The following is a 25,196-nucleotide window of genomic DNA, read 5'->3' as shown; positions in this document are numbered from 1 at the left end:
AGTTTAATGTTGCAGATTTTAAATAATATAACGCGACTTTTTAGAATTATTGTAGTTTTATAATTGCTTGCTTTGCGCTTTCACTGTCGGGGTTTAATTCAAGGGCGCGCTGGTAACTTTTTAATGCAAGTACGGGTTTATTAGCAGTTAAATACGCTTCACCCAGACTATCGTGAGTATTAGCAGAATCGGGGTATTTAGCAGCATTTAGTTCAAATACTGCGATTGCGGCATCGAGTTTTTTCATTGCTATTAATTCATAACCAAAGTAATTTATGCTTCTTTCTCGCAGCGGAACTTTTTGCTCATCCAATTGATTATATTTGCTTTTAAGCTGTGCAATACCGCCATTTTGCAAGGCATGATAAAGTTGGCTATCCACATTTTCAGTTGCACCGTCATAGGGCTTACCATAAAAAATATTGGTTAATCCTTTAGTCATAGGTGTCATTGGTGCACCGCCAGTGTTATTTAAAATTATCACCAGTAGCTGATCTTCAATAATACGGCTAATAAATGCATTAAACCCTTCGATACCACCGCCATGTTGTACTTGTGTCAATGGTTTACCATATTTATCAGCATCTAGCTGATTAACTTCCCAGCCAAGTGCGTAATTACGCTGTTCAGATACGGTGTACATTTGTTTTTTTAGTTCTTTATTTATTAGCATATTTGTGTACAGCGCTTGGTCCCACTTAACGAGATCGCGTGCGGTTGAGTATATTGACCCCGCAGCATAAGGGATCGACATATCTAGGTAATCAGCATTAGTGTAACCGTCTAAGTTATTGCTATAACCAGATGCACGTTGGTTGATTATTTTTGCATGCGAATCGTAACCGGTGTTATGCATATTGAGTGGTTTAAAAATATTTTCTTGCAGTACATCTTGGTAACGTTGTTGAGTGACTTTTTCAATCACGGCGCCCAAAATAAAGTAGCCTGAATTGCTATAGCGAAATTGCGTGCCAGGCTCAAACAATAAATCATCACTACACAGTAATTTTATAAATTCATCTACACTGTAAGGGTTGCGACTGTATTCACTTCTGAAGGTCTTCGTTTGAGTATAATTACTAAGTCCTGATGTATGATTAAGTATCTGCCTAATGGTGATTTTATTACCTATATCTTGGCGATAGTCGGGTAGGTAAGTAGCAAGGGGAGCATCAAGCTGTATTTTATTCTGCTGCGCTAACTGTAAAATAAGCAACGCAGTGAATTGCTTGGTAATTGAGCCTATTCGAAATTTAGTCTCGGCAGTATTTTTGATGTCCCATTCAAAATTGGCGTAGCCATAACTTTTTTCAAAAATAACCTTACCTTGCTTGGCGACCAGTACGTTGCCATTGAATTGTTTGAAACCATGAAATTGTTCAATAAATGCATCCATTTCTTTCGCGTGTTCGCCTGCAATTGCAGTGTATGAGAGCAGTAGTAGAGCTGTGATAAAAATAGTGTGATAAAACATATTCGAGGTGAGTTTCATGAGCTTCCTTGGTTTTTTAGTTTGTTTTATGTACTACTTTTACCGTGGATAAAATACAAAGTAAATTATTATCGTGTTGATTTTATGTGAATAAATTATATTTCATTGTTATTATAAGCATAAAAAAGCCCGAACTGTATACAGCTCGGGCTAGTTGGTTAGGATATCAAATTTTATAAAGGTGAGCGGTTTATTATAGTATTCACTTTGCTATGAATTGATTCACCATCTACCAGCGCTTCTTTTCCACGCCATTTACGAATTAATCGTTTAGCATCTTCTAGTGCGACATATTGACATGGGATCAGGATCAGCGTGATCACCGTGGCAAATAACACACCAAAGGCCAGTGATACTGCCATTGGGATGACAATTTTAGCTTGTAAGCTGGTTTCCATAATGATTGGTAACACGCCAATAAAGGTAGTGATTGAGGTGAGCATAATCGCTCTAAAGCGACGTGCACCAGCTTGCATTACTGCGTCTTTTATTGCTACGCCATCAGCACGTGCTTTATTAACAAAGTCCACCATTACTAATGAATCGTTTACAACAACACCGGCTACAGCAATGATCCCGAAAATTGATAAGCCACTCATAGTCATGCCTAAAATCATATGGCCAAACATGGCACCAATAACCCCAAATGGGATCACTGACATAATAATCAATGGTTGTGAGTATGAGCGTAGTGGGATTGCCAATAACGCGAAGATAATCATCATTGAAAGAGCAAAATCACGCACTTGCTCAGCAACGCTATCCATTTCTTCTTGAATACGTCCAGCAACACTACTTTGTACACCTGGGTAGTTTTTCAGTAGTGCCGGTAAGTACTCATCACGTATTTCTTCAGCAATGGCAAAAGGTTCAACTTGGTCGGTATCAACTGCTGCCCATACGTTAACAGTACGCTTTGAGTTTTCGCGGCGAATACGGTTTACACCATCAACCAGTTTTACATCGGCAATTTCAGCCAAAGGTACTTCTGCGCCACTAGGTGTAATGATACGAGCACTGGCGATATCGCTGATCGAGTTACGTGCTTCTTCAGGGTAGCGGATCATTACTTTCACTTCTTCGCCGTCACGTAGAATACGCTGTGCTTCAAGGCCGTAGTAACTAAAGCTGACTTGTGAGGCAACATCGGCAAGGGTTAAACCCATGCTGTACGCCAGTGGTTTTAAGTCAAGCTGTACTTCATCTGTAGCGCTTTGCATTGAGTCATTTACATCACCCACACCTTCCATGGTGTTGAGTTTTTCTTTAAGTTTTGCTGCTACTTCTTTTAATTGTTTGGCATCCTTTCCTTCTAGGCGGAAGCTCACATCACCGTCGTCTCGACCACCATTCATAATACTGTCTTGAATGGTTAGTGTTTTCACGCCCGGTAAAGGAGGCATTTGTTCACGCCATAGTGCGCTCAATGCAAAGGTATCGATAGGGCGTAACTCAGGATCAATTAATACTGCCATGATACTGGCATTGGTACGTCCGCGTAAGCTAACTGAAAGATCGCGTACCATAGCTGTGCCATATTGCTCTTTAAGTTGTTTATCAACATTGATAATAACTTGCTCTATTTTTTGCGCAGTTTCTAGGGTTGCTTGTTCAGACGATGCTAAGTTCATTTCAACTGAAATACGTGGAAAGTCATGAGGAATTTTAGGGTTCGCTACGAACTTCACTAAACCACCGGCAAACATCCCAGCACTGACAATTAATACACAAATAAAACCAATAATTACGGTATAACGATAATGAATACAATGGCCAATAAATGGCGTGTAATAGTTATCAACAAACCGTTTTAAACCGCCATCCATCACTTTACGGAGGCGATGTAATGGGTTTTTCGGATTTGGTTCTCGGTGTTTCATTGCTGCTATGTGGGCTGGTAAAATAAGTTTTGATTCAATCAGAGAGAAAATCAAACACAGAATAATAACCCCGCCAATGGCTTTTGAAAACGCAGCACCAGGGCCACTTGCTAAAGTTTGCGGTAAAAAAGCGGCGATGGTAGTTAAGACACCGAAGGTGGCAGGCATTGCGACGCGTTTAACACCACGTACTACGTTATCAAGAGAGTGGCCATGCTTTTCAATTTCAGCACTGGCTGATTCACCTACGACGATGGCGTCATCAACCACAATACCTAGCACTAATATAAAGGCAAATAGTGATGCTAAGTTGATGGTGACATCTAAAAAGCCCATCGGCATCATTAAAAATGCGCCAAGGAATGACACAGGTAAACCCATCATCACCCAAAATGCTAAGCGTAGGGGTAAAAATAGCGCAAGTACTACCATAACCAATAGACCACCCCACACCATGTTGTCGATCATCATGTCTAATCGACCCTCTAGGTAGTAGGTTAAATCGACAATCGGCGTGAGTTTAACACCCGCTGGAAGTTGACCTGCTTTATCATTAAGGTACTGCTTAAGAACTTTTGCAACTTTGGTAATATCTTGATCTTTTGAGGCATTTACTTCAAACGACAAGGAATTTTTACCATTGTATTTAGAGTATTGTAAGCCTTCTGCAAAGCCATCGTTAATGGTTGCTACATCGCCTAAATACACTTGTGCACCATCAGGTAGTAATATCAATGGCAGTTTGGCAAATTCATCACCTCGGTAAGCTTGTTTTTCAACCCGCATCGAAATATAGCCGTTTTCAGAGCGAATCTGACCTGCAGACATATTGGCTGAAAAAGCACGCACTGCATTCGCAATGTCTCTAAAAGTTAAACCATACTCACGAAGTTTATCAGGGCTAACTTCAATACCAATTTCATAATCAAGGCCACCATTAAATTCAACTAAGTTAATTTGTGGCAGTGCTTGCAGTTCGTCTTTGATATTGTTGCCAAGTTCTTTGAGCTGATAATTGCTCATGTCACCGTATAAGGCGAGGATCATTACTTCTTGTTCAAACTTATCATGGCGCACAATAGGACGCTCCATGTCTGCAGGGAAGGTGTTGATTGCATCAACCTGCATTTTTACTTCATCGAGCACTTCTTTAGTATCATATTTTTCTTCAATTTCGATCCACGCTTGAGAATAACCGCGGTTTGAATAAGTAATTTTCCGTTTAATACCCTCTAGGCCTTCGAGAGCTTCTTCTACCTTGATGGTGATGCCTTCTTCTACTTCTTGTGGGGCAGCACCTGGGTAGACAGCTTGGACGCTGATCCAGTTATTTTCAAATTGTGGGAACATTTGTTTGCGAATAGAAAACGCGGTTAAAATACCACCCACTAAAATAAAAATCATTAATAGGTTTGCTGCAACAGGGTTGCGAGCAAACCAGGCAATTAAGCCTTTTTCGCTATGGATGGTCATGCTCTATTCCTCTTTCAGTGCAAGTTGAGTTGCAGCTGCAGGTTTATCAGAGTCATTTAGCTTTACTTGCATGCCTTCGGTTGGGAAATCTAAAGCCGAGGTGATCAATTGCTCACCATCATTTAAGCCTTGTGAAGCGATGACCATGCCATTTTGCTCTCTAATAATATTAAGAGGTTTGAACGAAAGAGTTAAATCATCATTCATTACCACTATTTTACCGTTTTTCACTAAGTGATGAGGAACGATAATCGCATTATCAAGCTCGCGGCCAGAAATGGTCGCATTGATATAAGAGCCAAAGCGCAGCGGTTGCTCACTGGCATAAGGTGTATTTACTTGCGCCACTAAATAGCTCATACGACTTTTTTGATCAATAACACCTTCGCTGCGGACAATTTTTGCCTGCCAAGTAGTTGGCTTACCAGCATAGTCTGCACTGAGTGTTACATTCGCGCCGATACCGCTATCGATTAGGTATTGTAATTCTTTATCTGCCACAGGAAGGCGAATTTCAGCCACTAAGGTTGAACTGAGAGCGCCAAATTGGCTTCCAGGATTAACTACGCTGCCTAAACTAATTGCACGTTCAGAAATAATCGCATCATAAGGCGCTTTTATGTATGTGCGCTCTAAATTACGTTTTGCGCGTTTTTCAGATGCCTGTGCTGCACGGTAACGCGCTAGTTTTTCGGCTAATTGTGGTTTGCGTAAATATAATTGAGATGGGATCATTTGATTTGAATCGTCTTTTATTCGATCCCACTCTGCCTGTGCTACATGAGCTTGCGCTCGCTCAATTTCTAGATCAGAGCTGGCTTGCGCCATGCCTGCTTGGGCTTCAATTAACGCAGCTTCATAATCATTTGGATCTATTCGTGCTAGAATATCGCCTTGTTTGACAAATCCACCTTGCACAAATTGCTCAGAGACAAATACCACTTGACCGCTTACTTGCGCAACCAGTGGGGTGTGATCTTTTGCTTTTACTACACCATACGATTTTACGTCTAGCGTAATTGCATCAAGGTGAACTGCGCTAACTGATACCAGAGGGCGTGTATCTTGTGCTGGCTTTTCTTCTGGCGGTTGTTTCATTGCTGAAAACGCAACCGCAAGACCTACACCGGCGACTAATACGGCAATAGGTAGAATTATTTGTTTTTTAGTAGCCACAGGGCTTTCCTCATAATTAGGTGACACAGCAATTATAATGAATAAAGTGTTTACAAGGCGTATTAAGATGTAACAAGTCATTACACAATTAACAAATTAGCGAAATAGATTACAAAAGGGGCAAAGATGAATACATCACCAATGACGTGTCGACTCGGGTGTGGGGCTTGTTGTATCGCACCAAGTATTAGCTCACCAATTCCGGGGATGCCTAATGGCAAAAAAGCAGGAGAGCGCTGTATTCAGTTAGATAACAACAATTTATGTAAGTTATTTGGTGATGAAAGGCGGCCAAAAGTATGCAGTGATTTTAGTGCGACGATTGATGTGTGTGGAACAACGAATGCGCAAGCGCTGCAATTAATTACCGAGCTTGAACAAATGACATAAAAAAACCGCATCTTAAAAATGCGGTTTTTATACATATTTTTTATTTACCAGCTATAAGTTGCAGTTAGTGTGTATTGCTCACCGCGGCCAGGTGTGCCTGGAATTTCCTCAAACGATTCATCCCAAAGGTTATCTGCTGCTAAAGTAATAAAGAAGTTTTGCAGTATCGGTGGCGTTACTTTTAACGTCAGCTGAGTAAACAAGGCTTCATCATCAGAGCGTCGCAGCGCATTTTTATGCTGTTTACGCCATTCATTATCAATCCGAAACTCTAATATATCCGTAGGGCTCCATACAGCACCAAGAGTTAAACGGTGATCAGGGAAGTTTAAGGCATAAAAGCTTGCATCGACATCTGGCGAGCCATAGGTTTCTGATTTATGGAGGTAGGTGTAACTGGCTATAATTTCAGTATTTTCAAATTGCTTAGTGGCTAAAAATTCAAGGCCAGCGGTATCAATATCAACTGGTTCGGCAAAACGCGCTGAGGTTGAATCAAAGCTAAATGTCCAGTCAGTTAAGTTATTATCTTGGCGGTAAAAAATAGCCGAATTAAGCTGCCAACTTTGTTGTTCTAGTAATAAACCCAGTTCTAAGTTTTTGGTGGTTTCACGCTCAAGGTTATAATTACTTCTAAACAATCCACCAGAGTCATTGCCACCAATAGCAGTATAACCTGCAACTTGACTGGCCTCAGCGTAGGATAAATAAAATGTCCGCTCAGTGGCGTTACTATTAATTGTATTGAATGTGATATCACCTATCAGCGATAATTGTGAGTCATCGCGGTTGGTATCATCGAAGGCTGCGCCTAAACGCACTGTTAGCTGCTGATTGTTCTCAAGAGCCACAGTGTATTCTGGCAATACACTGATTTTATAATAGTTACGCGAAGTAAAGTTATTCTCAAGCGTGGTTGATTCAATGGAATCTTCAATAAATTGTGCTGAGTAGTTTAGTGAGAACACATCGTTTTGAGCATGTCGCCCGGAGATGGCGAATGATTTAACTTCTGTTTCGTGAAAAGCTTCAAACGCGCTTGGGTTTTCACGAGAGTAAATATAATGGTCGTTATTTTTTCGATAATAAGCCGATACTTCAAACTCACTGTTTGTTGCATAACTTTGTTTATGGTTAAGCATTAACAGTTGCGTTTCTAAGTCTTCTGTTTCATTCACGCCAAATGGGGTATAGAGGTTCGGCCAGCCAAAAAATTTCTCTTGTGAGCCAAAAAATAAATCAGTTTGTGAATCTGCACTCGTTAATTGCACACGAGCTGTAGCGCGATTAAAATCATGATCGCCAAAATCAATTGAGCCATCGCTTTGTGAATGAGAATATTCCCCTTCAAAACCTAGGCGCCAATCGGCGATTGTATCTAAAGGGATACTTTTACCAGCATGAACACTCTGTAAATTAAAGTCGTTAGTGCCGACACCTACAGATACACTGCCACCAGTGGTAATTGGCTTCCAACCAAACGACACAGTACCTACTGAGCTATTTACACCGTAAAGTGCATTATCAGCACCGGTCAATACACTTGCGCCAGTGAGCATTTGTGGTGCAATAGGAATTTCTGCAAAATAATGGCCTGATTGCGGATCGAGTAAAGTAGCACTGCCGACTCTAAAACCGGTGTTTTCAAAGATACCGCCACGAATAGTAACATCAGCTTGTGCTTCTGCCATGTTACGCGATTGCAAATCAACACGAGGGTCATACTCTAAATTTGATATAGGAGAGTCAAAGGTACCCACAGGTAACGTATTTGCTGTAGGTGATACCTCGATTGTTATTTGCTCAATGGTTGTCGATTCTTCAGAGTCATCTGCCGCATAAGCAACATTTGATATGCTGGCAAGTACTAAGGGTATGATAAGGTGCGAGGTACGGTTCATGTTGTTTTTCTCATATTCTTTATGTGCGATTGCGCTAAAATTAAAGTCGTAACACTTTTTTATAGCGTGATAAAATAGCAAAATTAAACAGTCACGATTTTTGGCGCTATTGTACATTAATTCGAAAAAACTGCATTTGATAATCATTCTTAAAATGAAAGCATTACACTGTCTTTGCTTGTTAAATATATTAGGTCCCTCTATGAATGAAAAACAACTAGCTAACTTTTATGCTCGCCAGCAAACTATTTATTTTGCGGGAGGGTGTTTGTGGGGCGTGCAAGAGTTTATGAAGCACTTACCTGGAGTAGTTATTACAGAAGCAGGGCGGGCTAATGGTACAAGTGATAATACACAAAGTGAGTACGATGGTTATGCAGAGTGTGTCAAAGTCATTTTTGATACTGATGCTGTCACGCCTAATAAACTAATTGATTATTTCTTTGAAATTATTGACCCATACAGTATTAATAAGCAAGGTGATGATGTGGGTGAAAAATACCGCACGGCTATTTATAGTGAAGAGCAAAGTCACTTAACGTTAGCAAGCGATTATATCAGCCAACGAGATGATGCCGACAAAATAGCTGTACAGGTTAAACCGCTAACAAATTATGTCCCCAGTGATGCTGAGCACCAAGACCGACTAACTAATCATCCAGATGATTACTGCCATATACCGCTAGATTTACTGCATAAATATAAAAAAGACTAGGGCGTGTAGACCTTTCGTGGTTGATTTTGCTGCAGTATGTTTGGTATTTAGGCAAGGCAAAGGCTATGTAGTGTGGTTGTTCCAATGAATAGGCGATTACGCAGCATAAAGGCCAAATACGCTCTGCATGAAAGATTTTGACAAGGGGGAATTGACTCTTTGTCACTTATATTGATGTAAGTAAAGGGCGTGAGCAAGACGCAGGGCAAGAGCATGAAAAAAATCTATGATTTCAATATCTTTTCAAGGTAATCTGTACTGCGCATAGCTTTTTTCTGTTTTGCGGGCATGCCTTTATTAAAGCTTGTTTCTGCTTTTAGCTGATTAAATGCAATGTGTCTCAGCCCCGCAAATACAGGTGCTGCACCTTCACGCCTAATTCGGCAATCATCTTCTTTAAATCCGACATCTAAACGCCAATGTAATCCATTCTCTATTTGCCAATGTTGCCGTGCGGATCTTGCGAGTTCTTCCGCCGATAAATATGCTGAACTGATGTAGTATCTATAGCATAACTCATTGCTTACTTTGTTTTTTTCTTTCCTATAAGAAACAATAACTCCCACTGTTTTAGCATCTTTCCAATTGCTCGTTTCTGATAAATCACTTACGTTATGACTAACAGCACAACACCTGAATTCTTCTCTGTTTTTATGATAATCGGCTTCATTAAACAAAACTCCTTCGGACGCTTGTCGTGTGACCTCAGGTAATAAAGCATTCTCTATTTGTGACAGTAGTCCTTTATGGTTCGCTTTTACTGCAAGTAGGTAATCGGCTTGTTTATCCACTATTGTCTCTGCAATTGATTTTTGACACCCCATCGCGTCAATCGTGACTAAGCAGCCTTTTATCTCCAGTAATTCAAGAAGCTCTGGTAACGCTGTGATTTCATTCGACTTTTTATCAACAGGGCATTGCGCCAAAACAACACCATTTTCGCACGCAAATGCACTGACCATATAAAGTGCATCGCGCCTATCTGACTGATTAAATGAACCTTTCAATCGCTTACCATCAATCGCAACTACATCGCCATGAGTTAATTTAGAGCAGTCTTTCATCCAAGAAGAAAAAGAATCTTGAAACTGCGTCATATCAATGCGACTCATCACACGAGCGATTGTGTCATGGCGAGGGATACCTTGCTCAAGAGGAACGTACTTCCTGAGCCAATCTAATCTATCATGGCCAAAATCTTCAATATCTTCCCAGCCTTGGCACCCAGATATGACAGCGCTGACAGCTAAGAATATGATATCAAAAAGTTTATGGACAACTTTACCCTGCTGGCGAGGGTCGTCAATTGATTCGAAATATTTAAATAGTTGAATATCAGGCATGGGGGCTCCTTAAAAAGGAGTATAAGATCATACTTTTAAGTCAAGGTAAAGTTCGTGATCTTGCCCTGGAGCAAGACGCCGTAACCTTGCTCGATTTTTACTTATTCTTACATGGATGTAAGCTAGTTGAATAACCTAGGAGCAGTTATCGATCCCGCTCGATTACAAATCTCGCGCCGCGATTAAATTGCCCCTAGATTGAACAAATTTTAATTCTGAAAGTTCTATACGCCCTTAATAATTTAGCTCTATTTTAGTTTTTCTGGTGGAAAACCACTTAAAATTGTTGCAACGGCTTCTTGTACTGCTTTGTTACGCTCTTCAGGTGTTTGTTTCTTCTGAAGGCGACCTTCACGAGCACCACGCCAAACAAGCTGGTTAGAGGCACGGTCAACAACATCAATCACTAAAGTGCCCACATCATATTCATGGGTTGTTGTTTGCGTGTTATAACCCATGCCCCAGTAGTTCCAACGTGCACCGTAACCTACATTAAATGTATCAACGTCAACTTTAGTATCAACAGAGGCATGATAGTTAATTAATACATCTGCTGATGCTTCATCCGCAGGTGTCATACCGTTTGCTTGTAATTGTGCATTTACCGCTTCACGCACACGTTTTTCCATCAATGGACTGATTTGATAGTTACCAGCGTCAGCCAAGGTCGCTTGTGGAAACCAAGCAAATGTTTTGTAGTTACCAAAGTCCACAGATTTGTCGTAGTCAATATCAGGCGTTTTTGCACACGCTGCTAGTAGTAATACAGCAGCTGCAATTAGTATATTTTTCATGGAGTTTGCTCCTTGGCAAATTTAATTACTATTCGTTTGATAACATAACATAGAATTAATTCAAGGAAATGTTATTTTTTACCTGTAATTTGTGTACAAAGTAGATGTTGATCAGTCTAGTCGTCCTTGACTGAATGATGCATTAATTTACACAAACGTAGTAATTGTCTTATTCATGCTCTACTTCTATCCAATCCTTTTCATCTACCCAGTTTTGTGCGCCGTCTTTAACGGAGCGAATTGGCACAATATAATCACAGCTAATTTGTGGTTTCACCGAGGCAAATATTGGCACAAAGCCAAAGCTGAGTGCGGTTTCTATAATTGCTTTTTGATTTTGCGGATCGATATCGGCCGCTTCATCAATATAAATCGGGATGCGGTATAAGTTTTGCTCTTGGTCGCTTAATAAGTAGCGGATAAACAACATGCCGCATAATAATTTTATGGTGATACGCGTACCGTTTGAGCCAGCCGAATCAATTTTTTCAAAATGCTCGGTTTCGCCTGCACGGTTTACTACTTCAAAGCGAATATCAAATAAGTCAGTAAGGGTTAAACCGGCTTTATCAGAGGCAAGTTTAATTAAGTGATCTTTTGCTTCGTTGACAGCACTTTCACTGTAGGGTTCTTGGCTGAGTAAATCCAGCGTATCACCTTGTTCAAACTGATTTGAGGTACTGATGATGGTATCAATACTATCAACCAACATTTTGCGTGGTATCACGTTAATTTTAAATGCTTGTAAGTTTGAAATACGATGCTGACTAATGCCTTTATTGAAGCTGTTCATTTCACGGCGCAGTCTGTCTAAATCTTCACGCAGTCCCTTAATCGTCGCGGCTACTTCTGTGAGTGCAACCTCGGGCTTGGCGTTCAACCGCATCACGTTCGTTATCAATATTATGGAACGCGCCAATCAATTTCTGGTATTTACTAAACTCGTCATTTTCGTTATCAAATTTGGTAATACCGGCATTGTAAATATGCAAATAGGTATTACGAACGTTGATATCAAAATTACGCAGCTCTTGGCAATCTTTATTAAAGTGATGAACTAAGTCACTGAGATTATCAAAATCAATTTGCACATCAATCATATACGGGGTGACTTTACCGCTATATAAATCCAGCGTGTGGTCAATTCGTTCAGATTTCACTTGGCGTAGGCGCTCGGCTTGGCGTGAAATTAAATCTTTTTTCGATTTAATAATCGAGCGTCGATCACTAATTGAACCGCTGTTATTTTGAATATCTTGTAAGTAGCTATCAACTTGCTCGCGTTCAGCCAATAATTGCTCTTTTAAGAGTGTTTGTGCATCAATAGATTGCAGCATAACCTGGAATTGTTCAAAGCGTTTAAGTGCGCTTTCTGCTGCCATGAGTTCATCGTATAAGGCATCTTTTTCTTTTTGTTTGTCGGCCACATTGGCGGCCACATCACGCTGTTGCTTAAATTCATTGAGTGACTGTTCAAGGGCGCTGAGTTGCGCAGTAAGTTGCTCTTTATTTTCACCGCTTTGCATCTGCACCGGGGAGAGTTTTTTCAGCTTGATGGTCGCGCCTGGCAGGGTGAGCACGCCGCCTTTCACGTTATCTGATAATTGCTCTAAAAATGCACCAAAGGCATCTTCGTCAGTGATATCTATATCACCATTACTGGTGGTGGCAAATGACAGAATGTCAGGGTTTAAAATACGCGAGATCTCTTCAACTTCTTTAAGTGATAAATCCTCGCGCATACGGGTGAATAAATTAAACTCAAGATTTTTAAGTTGCAGCTTTAAGCTTTTGATCTGCTTTTGTGTTTCACTAATACGGTAATCAAGAGTATGCAGGCTTTGCCCTTGCGCACTGTTGATAGAATGAGATAGTGACTCGTAATCTTGCTTTAATTGACCAAGGCTTACTTTTAAGGTTGCCATGTTAACCAATTCAAATTCAGATTTTAGAGCACCAAAGTCTAAAAACCATTGCTCTATTTGTGTTTGCCTGCGTTCAATATCGCGCGATTGTTGTACATAAAGTTGTTGTTTTTGTTCAAACTCGTGCTTTTCGTGTTCAATGTCTTCAAGGGCAACATTAAGCTCGCTCAATTGCGCCTCTTGGTAGCTATCAAAATCGATTAATGCTTGGTCAATTTTGGGGGCGTATGCGGCTAATTTACCTTTGAGTACGGTTTGGTTTTCAAGCATTGATTCAAGGGCGCAGATAGGCTCTTGCATCGACTCGAGTGCTTTTAGCTCACGTTTTGCGCGGTTTACTTTATCAAAGGAGCGACGCCATACTTCATAAAAATCGACCTTTGAGTTTGACATGTGGCGTTCAAATACGCGTAACATAAAGCGCTTTACGTCGGCAGCGCCTAATTTATGCAGGTTCAAAATACGGCGGAAAATTTCTTTATAAATTGCCGAATCTTGCACGTTGTTAAGCGGGATCATCTTTAAGTTAATGTCGCCATCAAATGGCGTGGCACCACCCGTTAATAGTGCGTTGAGCTCTTGCGCTTTAAGCTCAATAGGGTTAAAGCCTTGCTCTTTTAAATGATTAAACAGTTTAGTGAACTTAATGATGGTTTTACCTTGAGTATACTGCTCAAGATCAAGCTTGCCTTGGTAACAAAAAAACTGATGTGCGTAACCGGCAATTTTACCAAGCCCAGCTACACCAATCACCACCGGACCATGGGGTAGGTCGGCTTCGAGTAAAATATAGGATTGATCTGACGAAAAATAAAATTTACGGGTTTCGTCTAAATCATGACCGTCCCATTCTGTTAGGCGTAAATCATTAATAAGCGGAAATTGCAGAGCATTGATCACCGAGCTTTTACCGGTGTTATTTGGTGCACAAATTGAGCTGCTTTTATCAAGCGGGATCACACATTTGGCATAACCGGCGGTGTTTAATAATGCCAGCTTACTGAGGCCGTATAGGTTTTTCATTATTCGTCCTCTCCAATATAGGTTTCTTCGTTTACTTCCATTAAGGCATCAATATAACGGTAGATAGGTGCTTGCAGAATAAAGCCGCCTTCTACTTCACGGGCAAGGCCAAGTCGTATCATGCGTAAGTACACGTCTTTACGTAGGTCTGATCCTGAAAAATTTCGAGTTGATCAAATAAGTGCTTGTTCATTTGCACTAAAGTTTGCATCAGTTCTAAATCATTCACTTCATCAAATAAGGCACGCATTGGGTCTTTACCTGAGTTTGCATAGTGCTCAATTAAGATATAAATGGTTAAGGCAATCGCGCGGGAAATTTTCCCCATATTGGGTGTACTTTCATCACTGGCAAAGTAATAAAAACCACGGCTGTCATGTTGTAAATCGTGGCCAAGGGCGCTGAATAATGCGCGGTAATGATCAATTTGTTGGTCAAGCTCTTGCCACATTACGGTGTCTTGTTCGCTAATGTGATAGCCGGTGACTAATTTTTTATTAATTGCTTGTAGATGACTAAGTTCATCTAAATTTATCTGTGTCATAACGGTTACTCATCCACTGTTGGTGTTTGCTGAGAGTCAACAGGCTTAGAATTAAAAGGGAAAAGAGAAAAATGTTGCCCGGCAATTTTCACGCGCATTTTTTCATCACTTTGATTGATTTCAATATCGGTGTCACTTACCAGCTTTTGATATAAAAACAGCATTTCGTCGGCTTCAAGGTCGGGGTAGCTTTGCTCTAAAAAGGTCAATAATGGTTGTGGCTTTTTACGTTTAGCATTGAAGCGTTTTTTAAAGTTTGCTTTAACATTATTGTAATCTGGAATATTTGGCGTAACAAAAGCAGGCACATCTTGTTGATCAGGAAGTTCGTATTCACTGTGTTCAAACTCAACAAGTGCAGCCATATAAGCGACCATATGGCGCTGTTGCCCCAATGAGAATCGCTGCGTGTCAGAGACAAAATTTGGTTGTACGGCGCTGAGCATATTATCAACGCCATTTTTACGTACTAAACCAAGTACTTTAGCTGCTTGACGAGTGATCATATTATTACGGCGTAACTCTTCACGCAGTGGCATTAGCATATCGGCACTTTTACGCAGGCTTTCGCGACCAACTAAATGCATTTCTAAAATTCGAGTACGTAATCGTTCAAGCATGCGTTTATCTTGATAAGCTTTACCGCTGCGTTCAATATATTCGATTTGCGTACTGATTTGTGTTTCGATGGTATTAAAACAAGCATGAAAATCGCCACGAATATCAACCATTTCAAGCATTGGTTCAATGTATTCATCAAACGCTTCAATCACCGCTTGATAACGCTTTTGTAATGATTGCACCGCATTATTAGCTTTTGCTTGTTCTACAATATTTAAAATGGCATTTTCGTTGTGGGCAAATAGTTTCATTATTTTACGCACCCGATCATCCATAATGCGGCTAAAACGGCGCATCTCGTCGTAGTCTTCAATACTACCGGCATTGTCTAAACGGTTACCCAAACGGGCTAAATCTTCAACCAGCACGCTAATTTCTTGCGCCAAGCCTAAATGCTCTTCCTGCAATAAAAAAGTGGCAAAATCTGCAATTGCACGGTTAATTTCAAGTTGTGACGATTTAGCCAAGGGAATAATAATATCTTGGTTTAAAAGGCGGTTGGTTTCTTTGTAAATGCGCTCATTTGACCACGTAGGTTGTTTTTGTTTGATCGCATTTTGCACGTCTTTTAGGCTGAAATCAGCCATTTTAAAACGTTTAAATAGCAGCTCTAACATTCCCCAGTGCTCTGTTAGGGTATTTAGCAACTTTTTAGCTGGGATCATAAAACTCCAAAAATCCTAATTTATCTTGTAAAGCCGGCTTGTTAGGCCTCAGCGATTAGTCGTAGAAAAGCAAATTGACAATAGTTTTACACATTCTTTGGTGCTAGACTGCGCGCCGTGTCGTCCTGCGGCTCATAACATACAATTTTTACATTTTTATAAAGGTTGTTCAAACACCATGGTAACTGCAATTATCCTAACCCTGATAACGCTAGCATTCGTGCTCATCGTTATAGAGGATATTATCCATGTAAACAAGGCCAAAACCACGCTTTTCTTTGGTACTTTATGCTGGATTATCTTATTTATCTCGCCGCTTCACGGGCAAAGCCCCGAAAACGTACAACATCAACTTGACCACAATATTTTAGAGATTGCCACACTGTGGTTGTTTTTAATGGCTGCAATGACCTTTGTAGCCTATTTGAACTCCAAAGGTTTTATCCAAAATATTGTGCATAAGATAATGCCCAGTGCTATTAGCGAACGCAAACTGATGTTTTTGATTGGCGGGTTCTCCTTCTTATTTTCGTCGATTTCAGACAATATCACAGCCACATTAATTTCCCTTGCGGTGGTGATGTCGTTAAAACTCGATCCGAAAAAGCTAATTAAATACGCTACGCTTATCATCTTTAGTGTGAACTCGGGCGGAGTGTCGTTAATTACCGGTGATGTTACTACCTTGATGATTTTCCTTGATGACAAAGTTACCATTGGTCACTTGCTATTGTTGGTTGTGCCTGCGTTATTTAGCGTGGCGCTATTGGCCATTATGCTGTCATTTGGACTCAACGGCCAAGTTGAGTTTACCAAACAAGAGGACCGTCGCATTGAGAAAACAGATATCACTATTGCAGTGATTTTCTTATCAACGATTGTCGGGACATTAACGTTAAGCGTGCTTTATCATGTGCCGCCTTTGTTAACTTTCTTATTTGGTTTGTCGTTGATGTTTTTAGTAGCGCAATTTTTAATGCGCAAAAAAGATGTGAATAAAAAAATCATCGATTATATTCGCGAAATAGAATACGACACCTTGCTGTTCTTCGTTGGCGTATTATTACTTGTAGGCGCCCTGAAAGAAGTCGGTATGCTCAGTAAGTTCACTCATCTTTACGAGTTAATGCCAGCACAATACGCTAATTATTTAATGGGTATATTATCCGCTGCGGTTGACAACGTACCACTAACGGCTGCGTTACTTAAAGCTGAAATTGTGATGAGTCCACAACAATGGTTGTCGTTTACGTATGCAACTGGGGTGGGGGGGTCCATGCTTATTATTGGCTCGGCTGCCGGTATTATCGCTATGAGTAAAGTAAAAGCGCTTACCTTTATGAGTTATTTACGTATGTCGGTGTATTTATTAATCGCTTATACAATTGGTTATATGGGATCGTATTTAGCAGGTAGCTTTATTTAATTGCTTTTATTATTTAAAACAACTTGACAGCTAGACGTCTAAACGATAACTTTCAAAGCCCGCTTAATAGCGGGTTTTGTTATTTAATTGCTAATAATTTACGTAATTAATCTAACATTCAGAAGAGGTGCGGTACTTAGGTACTTAATGTTAGGCGACGTATGCCTGTAATCATTAAGGAGGAAGTACTCGCCGAGGAAAGCAACTGGACGTCACAGTGGTTTTTCGGTTTATGGGGCTGAATCCTCAAAACTGTCACCAATTAGGTGGAGAGCTTCTGGCAGTGGACTTTTCTTATCGAGCACCCCCTTGCCAAGTTCTTCTTGTTTTATCGTGGTATGAATGCCACAAAAGGAGACGACATGAATACCCAATTAGCTGCAACTAACTTGCAACAGTCAGCACAAAATCAAAAATCAGACTACGTAGTCGCAAAGTTCGGTGGCACCAGTGTGGCTAACTTTGAAGCGATGAGCCGTTGCAGTGAAATTATTGTAGCCGATAACAACGTACGAGTAGTGGCCGTAAGTGCCAGCGCAGGAGTGACTAATCACCTTGTGACCTTATGTAAAAAAGATTTATCAGCAGATGAGCGCAATGAGAACATTGCTGGCGTTATTGCTATTCAAGAAGCTATTTTAAATGAGCTGTCATTGGATGCTGATTTAGCTCATGGCTTTGATGAAACCATTAAAGCTTTTAAGTCACTTGCCAGTGAGCCACTAAAATCAAAGCAACAACATGATGAGTTATTGAGCTTTGGTGAGCGTTTATCATCCTATTTATTTACTCAGGTACTGCGTTTAAATGGCTTAAATGCGGTGCGTTTTGATGTGCGACAGGTATTAAAAACCGACAGCCAGTTTTCTAAAGCAACCCCAGATGTAGCTGCAACAGCAATGGCCGCAAAAGAGCATTTAATTCCGTTATTAGCTGAACAGGTTATTGTAACTCAAGGCTTTATAGGCAGTGACGCGCATGGTCAAACTACCACACTTGGTCGTGGTGGTTCAGATTACAGTGCGGCATTACTGGCCGAAGCTATAAACGCTAAAAGCGTGCACATTTGGACTGATGTCGTGGGCATTTTTAGCACCGATCCGCGCTTATGTGCTAAGGCTACGCCGATTGCGCGTTTAAGTTTTGATGAAGCGGCCGAAATGGCTACCTTTGGGGCGAAAGTATTACATCCGGCAACGATCTTGCCTGCGAGCCGCAGCCATATTAGTGTGTTTGTTGGTTCTAGCCGTGAGCCTGAACGTGGTGGTACCTGGATCGAACGTGAGAAATCACAAATCCCTGGAATTCGTGCTGTCACGCAGCGTAAAAATCAAATATTGTTAACCTTAAAAAGCCCCGAAATGCTTTTGGCTAGTGGTTTTTTAGCCCACGTGTTTACAATTTTAAGTGAGTTTAATATCTCGGTTGATTTGGTAACTACCTCAGAGATAAGTGTTGCAATTACTTTAGATAATGCGCCAAATGCCTCGCGTCCTGAGCTTGATCAAGAATGCCTTGATAAGTTAGCGGAGTTTTGCCACGTGTCGGTTGAAAACAACTTAACCTTAGTGGCATTAATTGGTTCACAAATTCAATTACGTCAGCAAGAAATTAACTTAATGAATGTATTAAGCGATTTTAATATTCGCTTAATTTGTCATGGCGCAAGTAAACATAACCTGTGCTTTTTAGTGGAGCAGAGCGAGTCAGACTTTGTTGTGCAAGCGATCCACAGCCGTTTATTAGAAGTTCAAAACGCCGCGTAATTGGGCGGTAGAATTTACCACAGAGCACTGCCAGTCAGTGCTCTTGTCACTTACCACACTAATATCAAACTCATGATATTGACAACTCAGCGCTGTTAAATTTGCTCGCTCAAGTTCAGTAAATACATTAGGGCTGAGTAATTTTGCAATTGGTTGGCTGGTGGCTTTGGCAAGTGCTTCTTTTAAGGTCCATATTCTAAAAAATCGTTCTGCGCTTTGCTGATCTTGCGTTATTAAATTTACCTCATCAAGATGATAAAAATGCTTAGCGAGCTTTGCAAATGGGCGCTTCAGGTTTATTTTTTCAATATCAAAACCAAATTCAATTCGTTCTAAATTTAATGCAGCACCCACAAAACCATTAGAGTGGGATAAACAACTACGCAATACTGTGTCACTGTCAGTTATATGTAGCAGTAATTTACTGCTTTGCTGGTCAAATTCAGAGCTAATATGGTTATTTGCTAGCTCACGAAATTGTGGCATCGTTTGCTTTACCAAATACTTAAGCAGTAGCCGAGTGGCTAAATATTCTTGCTTGGCTTTGTAACTTTTTCTACGGGTGATAACCGTCAGTTCAAATGGGCTTAATAGTGCGTTTAAATCAAATTCATCAACATTTAACTGCTGGGCGTCAAATAATAAAATAGTATTCGCATTGAACGGCTGCACGCTGTGTTTGGTGATAACGAGTTGCTGTTGAAAAAATAACGCAGGCATAAAATCCACAATTAAAGTGATAAAAGAACAAACATGTTTATATTTTGTGCGGTTGTGCGCTGGTTAATTAAGCCAAGGCAAATTTATTACTCTGTGAGAGTTAAATATGGTTTAATTCACAATAATGAAAAATAATAACAGATTTGTAGATGTATGGCACAATTGCGTGATGGTTTTCAAAGCCGCCTTGGCTTTGTTTTAGCAGCTTCTGGCGCTGCAGTTGGATTAGGTAATATTTGGGGATTTCCCACGCAAGCGGCAAATCATGGCGGCGGCGCGTTTTTACTAGTCTATTTTATAGTTATCTTTTTTTTAGCCTTGCCAGCTTTATACACTGAGTTGTACTTAGGTCATAAAGCGCAAGCTAATCCGGTTAAAGCACTTAGACAAGCATGGCAAGAGCAAGCACCGCAAGTAGGCGCTGCTGCTGGTTATTTAGGTTTAGCCGGTGCAATTGTGATGCTGAGCTTTTACTCAATTGTTGCAGGTTGGATGCTTGCTTATGCCCTTGAACCCATTGCTAGCTTTTTTGGATTTACCACCGTCAGTACGTTTTTACACACGGATTCGATGGCGCGTAATTTTGTATTTACACCACTGATGCTGATCCTCACTGCGAGTATTATTCTCAAAGGTGTTAAATCTGGCATAGAAACATGGTCGCGACGGTTAATGCCGATGCTATTAGTGTTACTCGTTGTGCTAATTGCTTATATAGCCACGCTTGATGGCGCAAGTGAAGGCTTTGCTGCGTATTTAGTGCCAGACTTTAGCCAAATACTCGACCCAGGTTTAATTATTGCGGCAATGGGGCAGGCGTTCTTTTCGCTGTCACTGGGTGTCGGTTGTATGATGATTTATGGCTCGTACTTGCAGCCTGATGCTAATTTGCCGCGGTTAACCGCGTCGGTAGCGTTACTTGATACAGGGGTTGCCTTTTTAGCTGGTTTATTAATTATTCCTGCAATTTACGTGGCGCAGCACAATGGCGTGCAAGTATTTAGTGATGGAAAATTAGTGGGAGAAGGGCAACTAATTTTCGCAATTCTACCGCAGTTATTTAATACTATGGGCGAAATTGGCTTATTGGTTGGTTTACTGTTTTTTGTACTTATGTCGATTGCATCACTCACATCGACTATTTCATCAACTGAAATTCCAGTGGCTTTTTTAGTTGAAAACCATCAAGTAGAGCGTAAAAAAGCGACGTTTTTAGTGAGCTTAACGGTTTTAGCCGCGTCATCGTTGATTATTTTCAATTTTGATTGGCTATTTGGTTTAGTGATCATGGTACTGACTCAGTATCAATTACCGCTTATGGGCTTATTTTACTTTATCACTGTAGGGTGGTTGTGGCGCCGTGGTAATCAATTAAATGAGGCTGCAAGTGGCATGCGTTATTGGTTTGCTCAGTACATACGTTATGTGTGTCCGATACTGATGACCGCCGTGTTCGCTAATGTCGCGTTTGGTTGATAATTTAGCTGTCAGTTTTTTAGTTTTAATTGTTAATATATAGTGTTGTACCAATCGTTTTAAGTTACTGACCATTTATAGCGACAGATAAATGGTTAAATATTTAAGTCGATTGGTATTATATCCAGGGAGGAATTATGAACATAGATGTTAAAGTCCCCACGCTTCCAGACTCAATAAACACAGCAGATATCGCTAAACTTTATGTTAGTGAAGGCCAACTCGTTTATGCCGGTGATGTGTTATTTGATGTTGAAACTGAAAAAGTTGTTTTAGAAATAATGGCCGACTGCAGTGGCATTATTGAGAATATAACGATTGCAAATGGCGACCATGTTAATCCTGAACAGGTTGTAATGACTTTGCAGCAGCTTGCAGACAGCGAACTGCCAGCAAGACCAACAGCTCAACAGCCTCAACCGCGAGTAAACGACTCAGAAAATGACGTTATTGTTTCTCCTTGGTTGAGTAAACTAAATAAAAGTTTAATTATTGCTCTAGCAGTCGGCGCTTTAGCCATCCTTTTTGTGCTGGGTAAATAGCTAAGATGACCAATTATGTAAACCACCCAAGATATGGCAGCGAGCCAATCCTCTCTGGTAATAGTTATACAAAGCAAGAAATCGAGAATGCCTTTTGGTGGTATAAAAGTGTTCGCTACTTTCCTGAGACGGCAATCCCCGCAGTTATCGAAAAACAATGTGACAGTTTATATCCAAGGCAACTCTATGTTGATATAGAAGAGCAATGTGTCGATTGCCATAGAGCGTTTATATTTTTTGCTAAAGAGCAGCAATACTGGTTTGAAGAATTAAAGTTTTGGATTGATGCACATGCGATCAAGTGCTTTGAATGCAGAAAGAAAAGCCGTGCAATAAACCAGTTGCAAATTATCTATGCAAACTTAATCATTAAAGAGCATATAACGCTTGAGGAAACTCAATTGCTCAAGTCCAGCGCGCAGCAACTTTTTGAGTCAGGAGTTATTAAGAAGATTAATAAAGTGAATGCTATCCGTAAAATGTAAGTGCCAGTGTTTAAGATACTTATATGTATAAGCTTGTTTGTCAGATTCGATTAACAGGACTTGACTAAACCTGACAGTCAGAAGCCTGCCAATTGCAGGCGTTCAGGAGTTTTAATGTCTGAAGTCAAGATTTGACCCCTTCGGCTCAAATTACCTATGCAAACTTAATCATTAAAGAGCATATAACGTTTGAGGAAACTCAATTGCTCAAGTTCAGCACGCAGCAACTTTTTGAGTCCCGAGTTATTAAGAAGATTAATAAAATAAATGCTATCCGAAAAATGTAAGTAGACGTATTTAAGGGACCTATGTGGTTAACAGACCTAAGTGATTAAGTCTTAACTTGATTTGTCAGATCCGATAAATAGGACTCAATCAAGTCTGACTGTCACAGATGTGCCATGAGCAGACGGGTCGTAACCTTATTCACTTGTTATAACTCAATGAACTCAAGGCCAAACTCTTCATTTGATATTTGTGCTTGTTTAATCGTTATGTGAGGATAATTTTTTCTTACCACCGATAAAATGTTTTCTTTCACATTTTTTTCTATACAAGCACCTAAAATTATCTCTTTGACCGCTGAATTTGGAAATTGAAATAGGTGTACCGGTAAGGGTGTTGTACTGATAGTTTTTTCGCTATCTTCCAGTACAGCACACATTCTCCATTCTTGCTCATATTCCCAAGCCTGTGACTTTATTAAAAATAGCTCTACACCATTCAATTGACTTACAAGTTTGGACGGTCTCATTTTACTGTATGAAACTTTACGCAAATGATAAAACTCATCAACCTCGCTTCTCTTTCTGTTGAAAAAGGGTGAAGTATTATCAAACCCGATACAGAACCCTTTATGCGAATACGCATAATGTGACCACATCAGAAGATTGTCGTTTTTTTCCGTTAGAGAAAGAACACCAATTAATGTGTTTGCTTTATCAATAAAAACTCTAGTTGTTTCACTGCCCATTTCTTTCAATTTAGTTTTCAAAGAAGGCCAATGCTGTTCATATAATTTACGTGTAACTGCTTCTAGCTGTGCAGGTGAAATTTGTGTGCGTATTTCTGAGGGTAATTTTTGAAGTTCTTCTTGGACGATTGTTTTAAGATCTTCATCCATAGCCTTATCGAACTCTTCCTTTGAGGTCACTGACGAAATTACAGGCCGAAATTCAAAAGGATCATTAAAATCGGCTGGCTGAGTAAAACGTATATGACCAGAGGCTAAAACATCAATTCTATCGGGCTCTAGGTATTTGAAAAGCAAAATACTCTCTCCTGGAGTTATAAGACCGCTTATTGCCTTGTTATAACAACAAACTACACATTAATAAGCTTATTTTCAACAAACCATAAGCCGAAATTAGGGTATTCATATTTTATATCTAAAGATCCATTTTCATATGCCGTCGCAAGCTCTAATTCATATATTTCTGACACAACCCCAACACCTAAACTCTAACAAGTCTGATGATTCAAGCATATTTTCTTTTAGAATTGTCCAATTAGCAGAGAACTCAGGCCAAGCATTACATATTGATTTTAGGTAAAAATTTCCGTCTTCCATTATCTCAAATAATGAGAAAGTGTTACCTGTTGCTTCATACTCATCCAAAATAGAACAAAGATGAAAAAAGAACAAAGATGACACCCATCCTAAAGTTTGTATTTCCCCTATTTTTTGCTAGCTTTAAATTAGTATGAAAAACAAATAGGGTGTTCCATGCCAATTGCAAGAAAGCGTCAAGTAAGTTTGATTGATACAAAATACTATCATTGTATTTCTCGGTGTGTACGCCGTGCTTTTTTATGCGGTGAAGACAGTTTTACAGGTCAGTCCTATGAGCACCGCAGAGGCTGGGTAGAAGATAAACTACTCGCATTGGCTAAGGTGTTTTGCATTGATGTGTGTGCGTATGCAGTGATGAGCAATCACACACATTTAGTGTTGTATGTTGATGATAAAAAAGCCAAACGCCTTAATGACAAAGCCATTATTCTACGCTGGCATAAGCTGTGTAAAGGCACGTTATTGACGAAAAAGTATTTGCAAGGTGAAAAATTAAGTAAATCAGAGCTCATCTTTTTTAATCAAACGGTTGAGCAATATCGAGAGCGGTTATCCAGTATTAGCTGGTTTATGCGGTTGTTAAATGAAGATATTGCCCGCAGAGCCAATAAAGAAGATAACTGCACAGGCCGATTCTGGGAAGGTCGCTTTAAATCACAAGCTCTACTAGATGAAGCAGCACTTGCAGCCTGTATGGCCTATGTTGATTTAAACCCAATAAGAGCAAAAATAGCCAACACGCCAGAAGAATCAATCCATACCAGTGTGCAAAAACGAATTGAAAGTGCAACCACAGGTAAGCAACCTAAAAAGCTATTACGTTTTGCAGGGATGCCACGCCAAAGAATGCCAAAAGGACTCCCGTTTGAGCTTAAATCGTATCTTGAACTTGTTGAATTAACGGGCCGTGTAATGCGAGAAGATAAGCGAGGATACATTGAAAACACATCCCTTTCTTTATTAGAGCGAGTCAATATTAGCCCAGAGAACTGGTTAAAACTCACAACGCAATTTACCCGCGTGTTCCATGGCGCTGTTGGAAGACCTTCGTCACATGAAAGCTATTGTGATAATTTAGGAAGGAAACGAAGAGCGAATATGAGTAACTGTGAAAAGTTACTTGCATGAGAATCAAACTACTCAGTAAAAATTTAAAACTGCATCATGCAGTTATTGTCATGCATGTAATTTAGGTTTAATAGTGACAATGACCCATTTTATGGATGAGGTGAAAGTAACCAAGTAGCAAAAGATATATTTTAGCCT

17 protein-coding genes, 2 pseudogenes and 1 riboswitch are annotated in these 25,196 nt (G+C 40.1%); of the genes and pseudogenes, 8 read left to right on the top strand and 11 right to left on the bottom strand.

Annotated elements, in window-relative coordinates; all coding sequences use genetic code 11:
• Window positions 1–46: 46 nt before the first annotated feature.
• From P4S61_RS00855 to P4S61_RS00845, 3 genes are all read right to left on the bottom strand, one after another.
• Complete coding sequence (locus tag P4S61_RS00855; protein ID WP_337117622.1) at window positions 47–1,492, bottom strand: serine hydrolase domain-containing protein; 1,446 nt, start codon at window positions 1,490–1,492, stop codon at window positions 47–49.
• A gap of 173 nt (window positions 1,493–1,665) precedes the next feature.
• A complete protein-coding gene (locus tag P4S61_RS00850; RefSeq protein WP_145242257.1) occupies window positions 1,666–4,845 on the bottom strand; it encodes an efflux RND transporter permease subunit in 3,180 nt (1,059 codons plus the stop codon).
• A 3-nt stretch (window positions 4,846–4,848) separates the two neighbouring features.
• Window positions 4,849–6,021: an efflux RND transporter periplasmic adaptor subunit gene (locus P4S61_RS00845; protein ID WP_145242259.1), complete on the bottom strand. Its 1,173-nt coding sequence runs from the start codon at window positions 6,019–6,021 to the stop codon at window positions 4,849–4,851.
• Window positions 6,022–6,147: 126 nt separating this feature from the next.
• Here P4S61_RS00845 and P4S61_RS00840 point away from each other — a divergent pair, with 126 nt between their 5' ends.
• A complete protein-coding gene (locus tag P4S61_RS00840) occupies window positions 6,148–6,411 on the top strand; it encodes a YkgJ family cysteine cluster protein (RefSeq protein ID WP_149982705.1) in 264 nt (87 codons plus the stop codon).
• A gap of 44 nt (window positions 6,412–6,455) precedes the next feature.
• On the opposite strand, the gene P4S61_RS00835 is transcribed toward P4S61_RS00840, so the two are convergent.
• A complete protein-coding gene (locus P4S61_RS00835; RefSeq protein ID WP_337117621.1) occupies window positions 6,456–8,312 on the bottom strand; it encodes a TonB-dependent receptor plug domain-containing protein in 1,857 nt (618 codons plus the stop codon).
• 202 nt (window positions 8,313–8,514) lie between these two features.
• On the opposite strand from P4S61_RS00835, the gene P4S61_RS00830 reads away from it, so the two are divergent.
• On the top strand, window positions 8,515–9,027 hold the full coding sequence (locus tag P4S61_RS00830) for a peptide-methionine (S)-S-oxide reductase (RefSeq protein ID WP_145242264.1): 513 nt from the start codon (window positions 8,515–8,517) through the stop codon (window positions 9,025–9,027).
• 224 nt (window positions 9,028–9,251) lie between these two features.
• Here the strand turns inward: P4S61_RS00830 and P4S61_RS00825 are convergent, their stop codons facing one another.
• The 5 genes and pseudogenes from P4S61_RS00825 to P4S61_RS00805 all read right to left on the bottom strand — a co-directional run bounded on the left by P4S61_RS00825 (window position 9,252) and on the right by P4S61_RS00805 (window position 15,942).
• Window positions 9,252–10,370, bottom strand: a complete 1,119-nt coding sequence (locus P4S61_RS00825; RefSeq protein WP_337117620.1) for an ISAs1 family transposase — start codon at window positions 10,368–10,370, stop codon at window positions 9,252–9,254.
• A gap of 248 nt (window positions 10,371–10,618) precedes the next feature.
• Complete coding sequence (locus P4S61_RS00820) at window positions 10,619–11,164, bottom strand: DUF4136 domain-containing protein (protein WP_145242267.1); 546 nt, start codon at window positions 11,162–11,164, stop codon at window positions 10,619–10,621.
• 169 nt (window positions 11,165–11,333) lie between these two features.
• Window positions 11,334–14,112: pseudogene (locus P4S61_RS00815) on the bottom strand (ATPase).
• Window positions 14,112–14,656, bottom strand: a pseudogene (locus P4S61_RS00810) (condensin complex protein MksE). The pseudogenes P4S61_RS00815 and P4S61_RS00810 overlap by 1 nt, the downstream one beginning before the upstream one ends.
• A 5-nt stretch (window positions 14,657–14,661) precedes the next feature.
• Window positions 14,662–15,942, bottom strand: coding sequence for a hypothetical protein (locus P4S61_RS00805; RefSeq protein WP_337117618.1), 1,281 nt, complete (start codon window positions 15,940–15,942; stop codon window positions 14,662–14,664).
• A 178-nt stretch (window positions 15,943–16,120) separates the two neighbouring features.
• Between P4S61_RS00805 and nhaD the strand changes: the two genes are divergently transcribed.
• Together nhaD and lysC are read left to right on the top strand one after the other, a co-directional pair.
• Window positions 16,121–17,368 (top strand): sodium:proton antiporter NhaD, encoded by a 1,248-nt coding sequence (gene nhaD / locus P4S61_RS00800; protein ID WP_145242276.1) that lies wholly within the window; start codon window positions 16,121–16,123, stop codon window positions 17,366–17,368.
• A gap of 114 nt (window positions 17,369–17,482) precedes the next feature.
• Window positions 17,483–17,653, top strand: a riboswitch (Lysine riboswitch).
• Window positions 17,654–17,730: 77 nt separating this feature from the next.
• The gene (gene lysC, locus P4S61_RS00795) at window positions 17,731–19,134 is read left to right on the top strand and encodes a lysine-sensitive aspartokinase 3 (RefSeq protein WP_149982695.1); all 1,404 of its coding nucleotides are present in this window, start codon (window positions 17,731–17,733) and stop codon (window positions 19,132–19,134) included.
• Here lysC and P4S61_RS00790 read toward each other — a convergent pair.
• Window positions 19,111–19,854 (bottom strand): 4'-phosphopantetheinyl transferase family protein, encoded by a 744-nt coding sequence (locus tag P4S61_RS00790; protein ID WP_182758642.1) that lies wholly within the window; start codon window positions 19,852–19,854, stop codon window positions 19,111–19,113. The two genes, lysC and P4S61_RS00790, sit on opposite strands and share 24 nt — an antisense overlap.
• A gap of 153 nt (window positions 19,855–20,007) precedes the next feature.
• On the opposite strand from P4S61_RS00790, the gene P4S61_RS00785 reads away from it, so the two are divergent.
• The 3 genes from P4S61_RS00785 (at window position 20,008) to P4S61_RS00775 (ending at window position 22,357) form a co-directional block, all read left to right on the top strand.
• Complete coding sequence (locus P4S61_RS00785; protein WP_182719136.1) at window positions 20,008–21,330, top strand: sodium-dependent transporter; 1,323 nt, start codon at window positions 20,008–20,010, stop codon at window positions 21,328–21,330.
• Window positions 21,331–21,467: 137 nt separating this feature from the next.
• Window positions 21,468–21,872 carry a biotin/lipoyl-containing protein gene (locus tag P4S61_RS00780; protein ID WP_182719137.1) on the top strand — a complete coding sequence of 135 codons (405 nt, stop codon included), beginning with the start codon at window positions 21,468–21,470 and terminating at the stop codon, window positions 21,870–21,872.
• 5 nt (window positions 21,873–21,877) lie between these two features.
• Complete coding sequence (locus P4S61_RS00775) at window positions 21,878–22,357, top strand: zinc-ribbon domain containing protein (RefSeq protein ID WP_182719138.1); 480 nt, start codon at window positions 21,878–21,880, stop codon at window positions 22,355–22,357.
• 433 nt (window positions 22,358–22,790) lie between these two features.
• Here the strand turns inward: P4S61_RS00775 and P4S61_RS00770 are convergent, their stop codons facing one another.
• Complete coding sequence (locus tag P4S61_RS00770) at window positions 22,791–23,627, bottom strand: DUF2971 domain-containing protein (RefSeq protein ID WP_337117617.1); 837 nt, start codon at window positions 23,625–23,627, stop codon at window positions 22,791–22,793.
• Window positions 23,628–24,083: 456 nt separating this feature from the next.
• On the opposite strand from P4S61_RS00770, the gene P4S61_RS00765 reads away from it, so the two are divergent.
• Window positions 24,084–25,058 (top strand): transposase, encoded by a 975-nt coding sequence (locus P4S61_RS00765; protein WP_337117616.1) that lies wholly within the window; start codon window positions 24,084–24,086, stop codon window positions 25,056–25,058.
• Window positions 25,059–25,196 lie beyond the last annotated feature (138 nt).

The sequence above is a fragment of the Pseudoalteromonas sp. B160 genome, assembly GCF_037162485.1.
Taxonomy (GTDB): domain Bacteria; phylum Pseudomonadota; class Gammaproteobacteria; order Enterobacterales; family Alteromonadaceae; genus Pseudoalteromonas; species Pseudoalteromonas rhizosphaerae.
The sequence above is the reverse complement of the archived record's forward strand: the minus strand, read 5'-3'. Positions and strand labels throughout refer to the sequence as shown.

Bases quoted from the DNA above. Each gene is read 5' to 3' on its own strand.
- P4S61_RS00780 (WP_182719137.1), top strand. From the start codon at position 21,468: ATGAACATAGATGTTAAAGTCCCCACGCTTCCAGACTCAATAAACACA.
- P4S61_RS00835 (WP_337117621.1), bottom strand. From the start codon at position 8,312: ATGAACCGTACCTCGCACCTTATCATACCCTTAGTACTTGCCAGCATA.
- P4S61_RS00765 (WP_337117616.1), top strand. From the start codon at position 24,084: ATGCCAATTGCAAGAAAGCGTCAAGTAAGTTTGATTGATACAAAATAC.
- P4S61_RS00840 (WP_149982705.1), top strand. From the start codon at position 6,148: ATGAATACATCACCAATGACGTGTCGACTCGGGTGTGGGGCTTGTTGT.
- P4S61_RS00785 (WP_182719136.1), top strand. From the start codon at position 20,008: ATGGCACAATTGCGTGATGGTTTTCAAAGCCGCCTTGGCTTTGTTTTA.
- P4S61_RS00850 (WP_145242257.1), bottom strand. From the start codon at position 4,845: ATGACCATCCATAGCGAAAAAGGCTTAATTGCCTGGTTTGCTCGCAAC.
- P4S61_RS00855 (WP_337117622.1), bottom strand. From the start codon at position 1,492: ATGAAACTCACCTCGAATATGTTTTATCACACTATTTTTATCACAGCT.
- P4S61_RS00820 (WP_145242267.1), bottom strand. From the start codon at position 11,164: ATGAAAAATATACTAATTGCAGCTGCTGTATTACTACTAGCAGCGTGT.
- lysC (WP_149982695.1), top strand. From the start codon at position 17,731: ATGAATACCCAATTAGCTGCAACTAACTTGCAACAGTCAGCACAAAAT.
- P4S61_RS00825 (WP_337117620.1), bottom strand. From the start codon at position 10,370: ATGCCTGATATTCAACTATTTAAATATTTCGAATCAATTGACGACCCT.
- P4S61_RS00775 (WP_182719138.1), top strand. From the start codon at position 21,878: ATGACCAATTATGTAAACCACCCAAGATATGGCAGCGAGCCAATCCTC.
- P4S61_RS00790 (WP_182758642.1), bottom strand. From the start codon at position 19,854: ATGCCTGCGTTATTTTTTCAACAGCAACTCGTTATCACCAAACACAGC.
- P4S61_RS00805 (WP_337117618.1), bottom strand. From the start codon at position 15,942: ATGATCCCAGCTAAAAAGTTGCTAAATACCCTAACAGAGCACTGGGGA.
- nhaD (WP_145242276.1), top strand. From the start codon at position 16,121: ATGGTAACTGCAATTATCCTAACCCTGATAACGCTAGCATTCGTGCTC.
- P4S61_RS00830 (WP_145242264.1), top strand. From the start codon at position 8,515: ATGAATGAAAAACAACTAGCTAACTTTTATGCTCGCCAGCAAACTATT.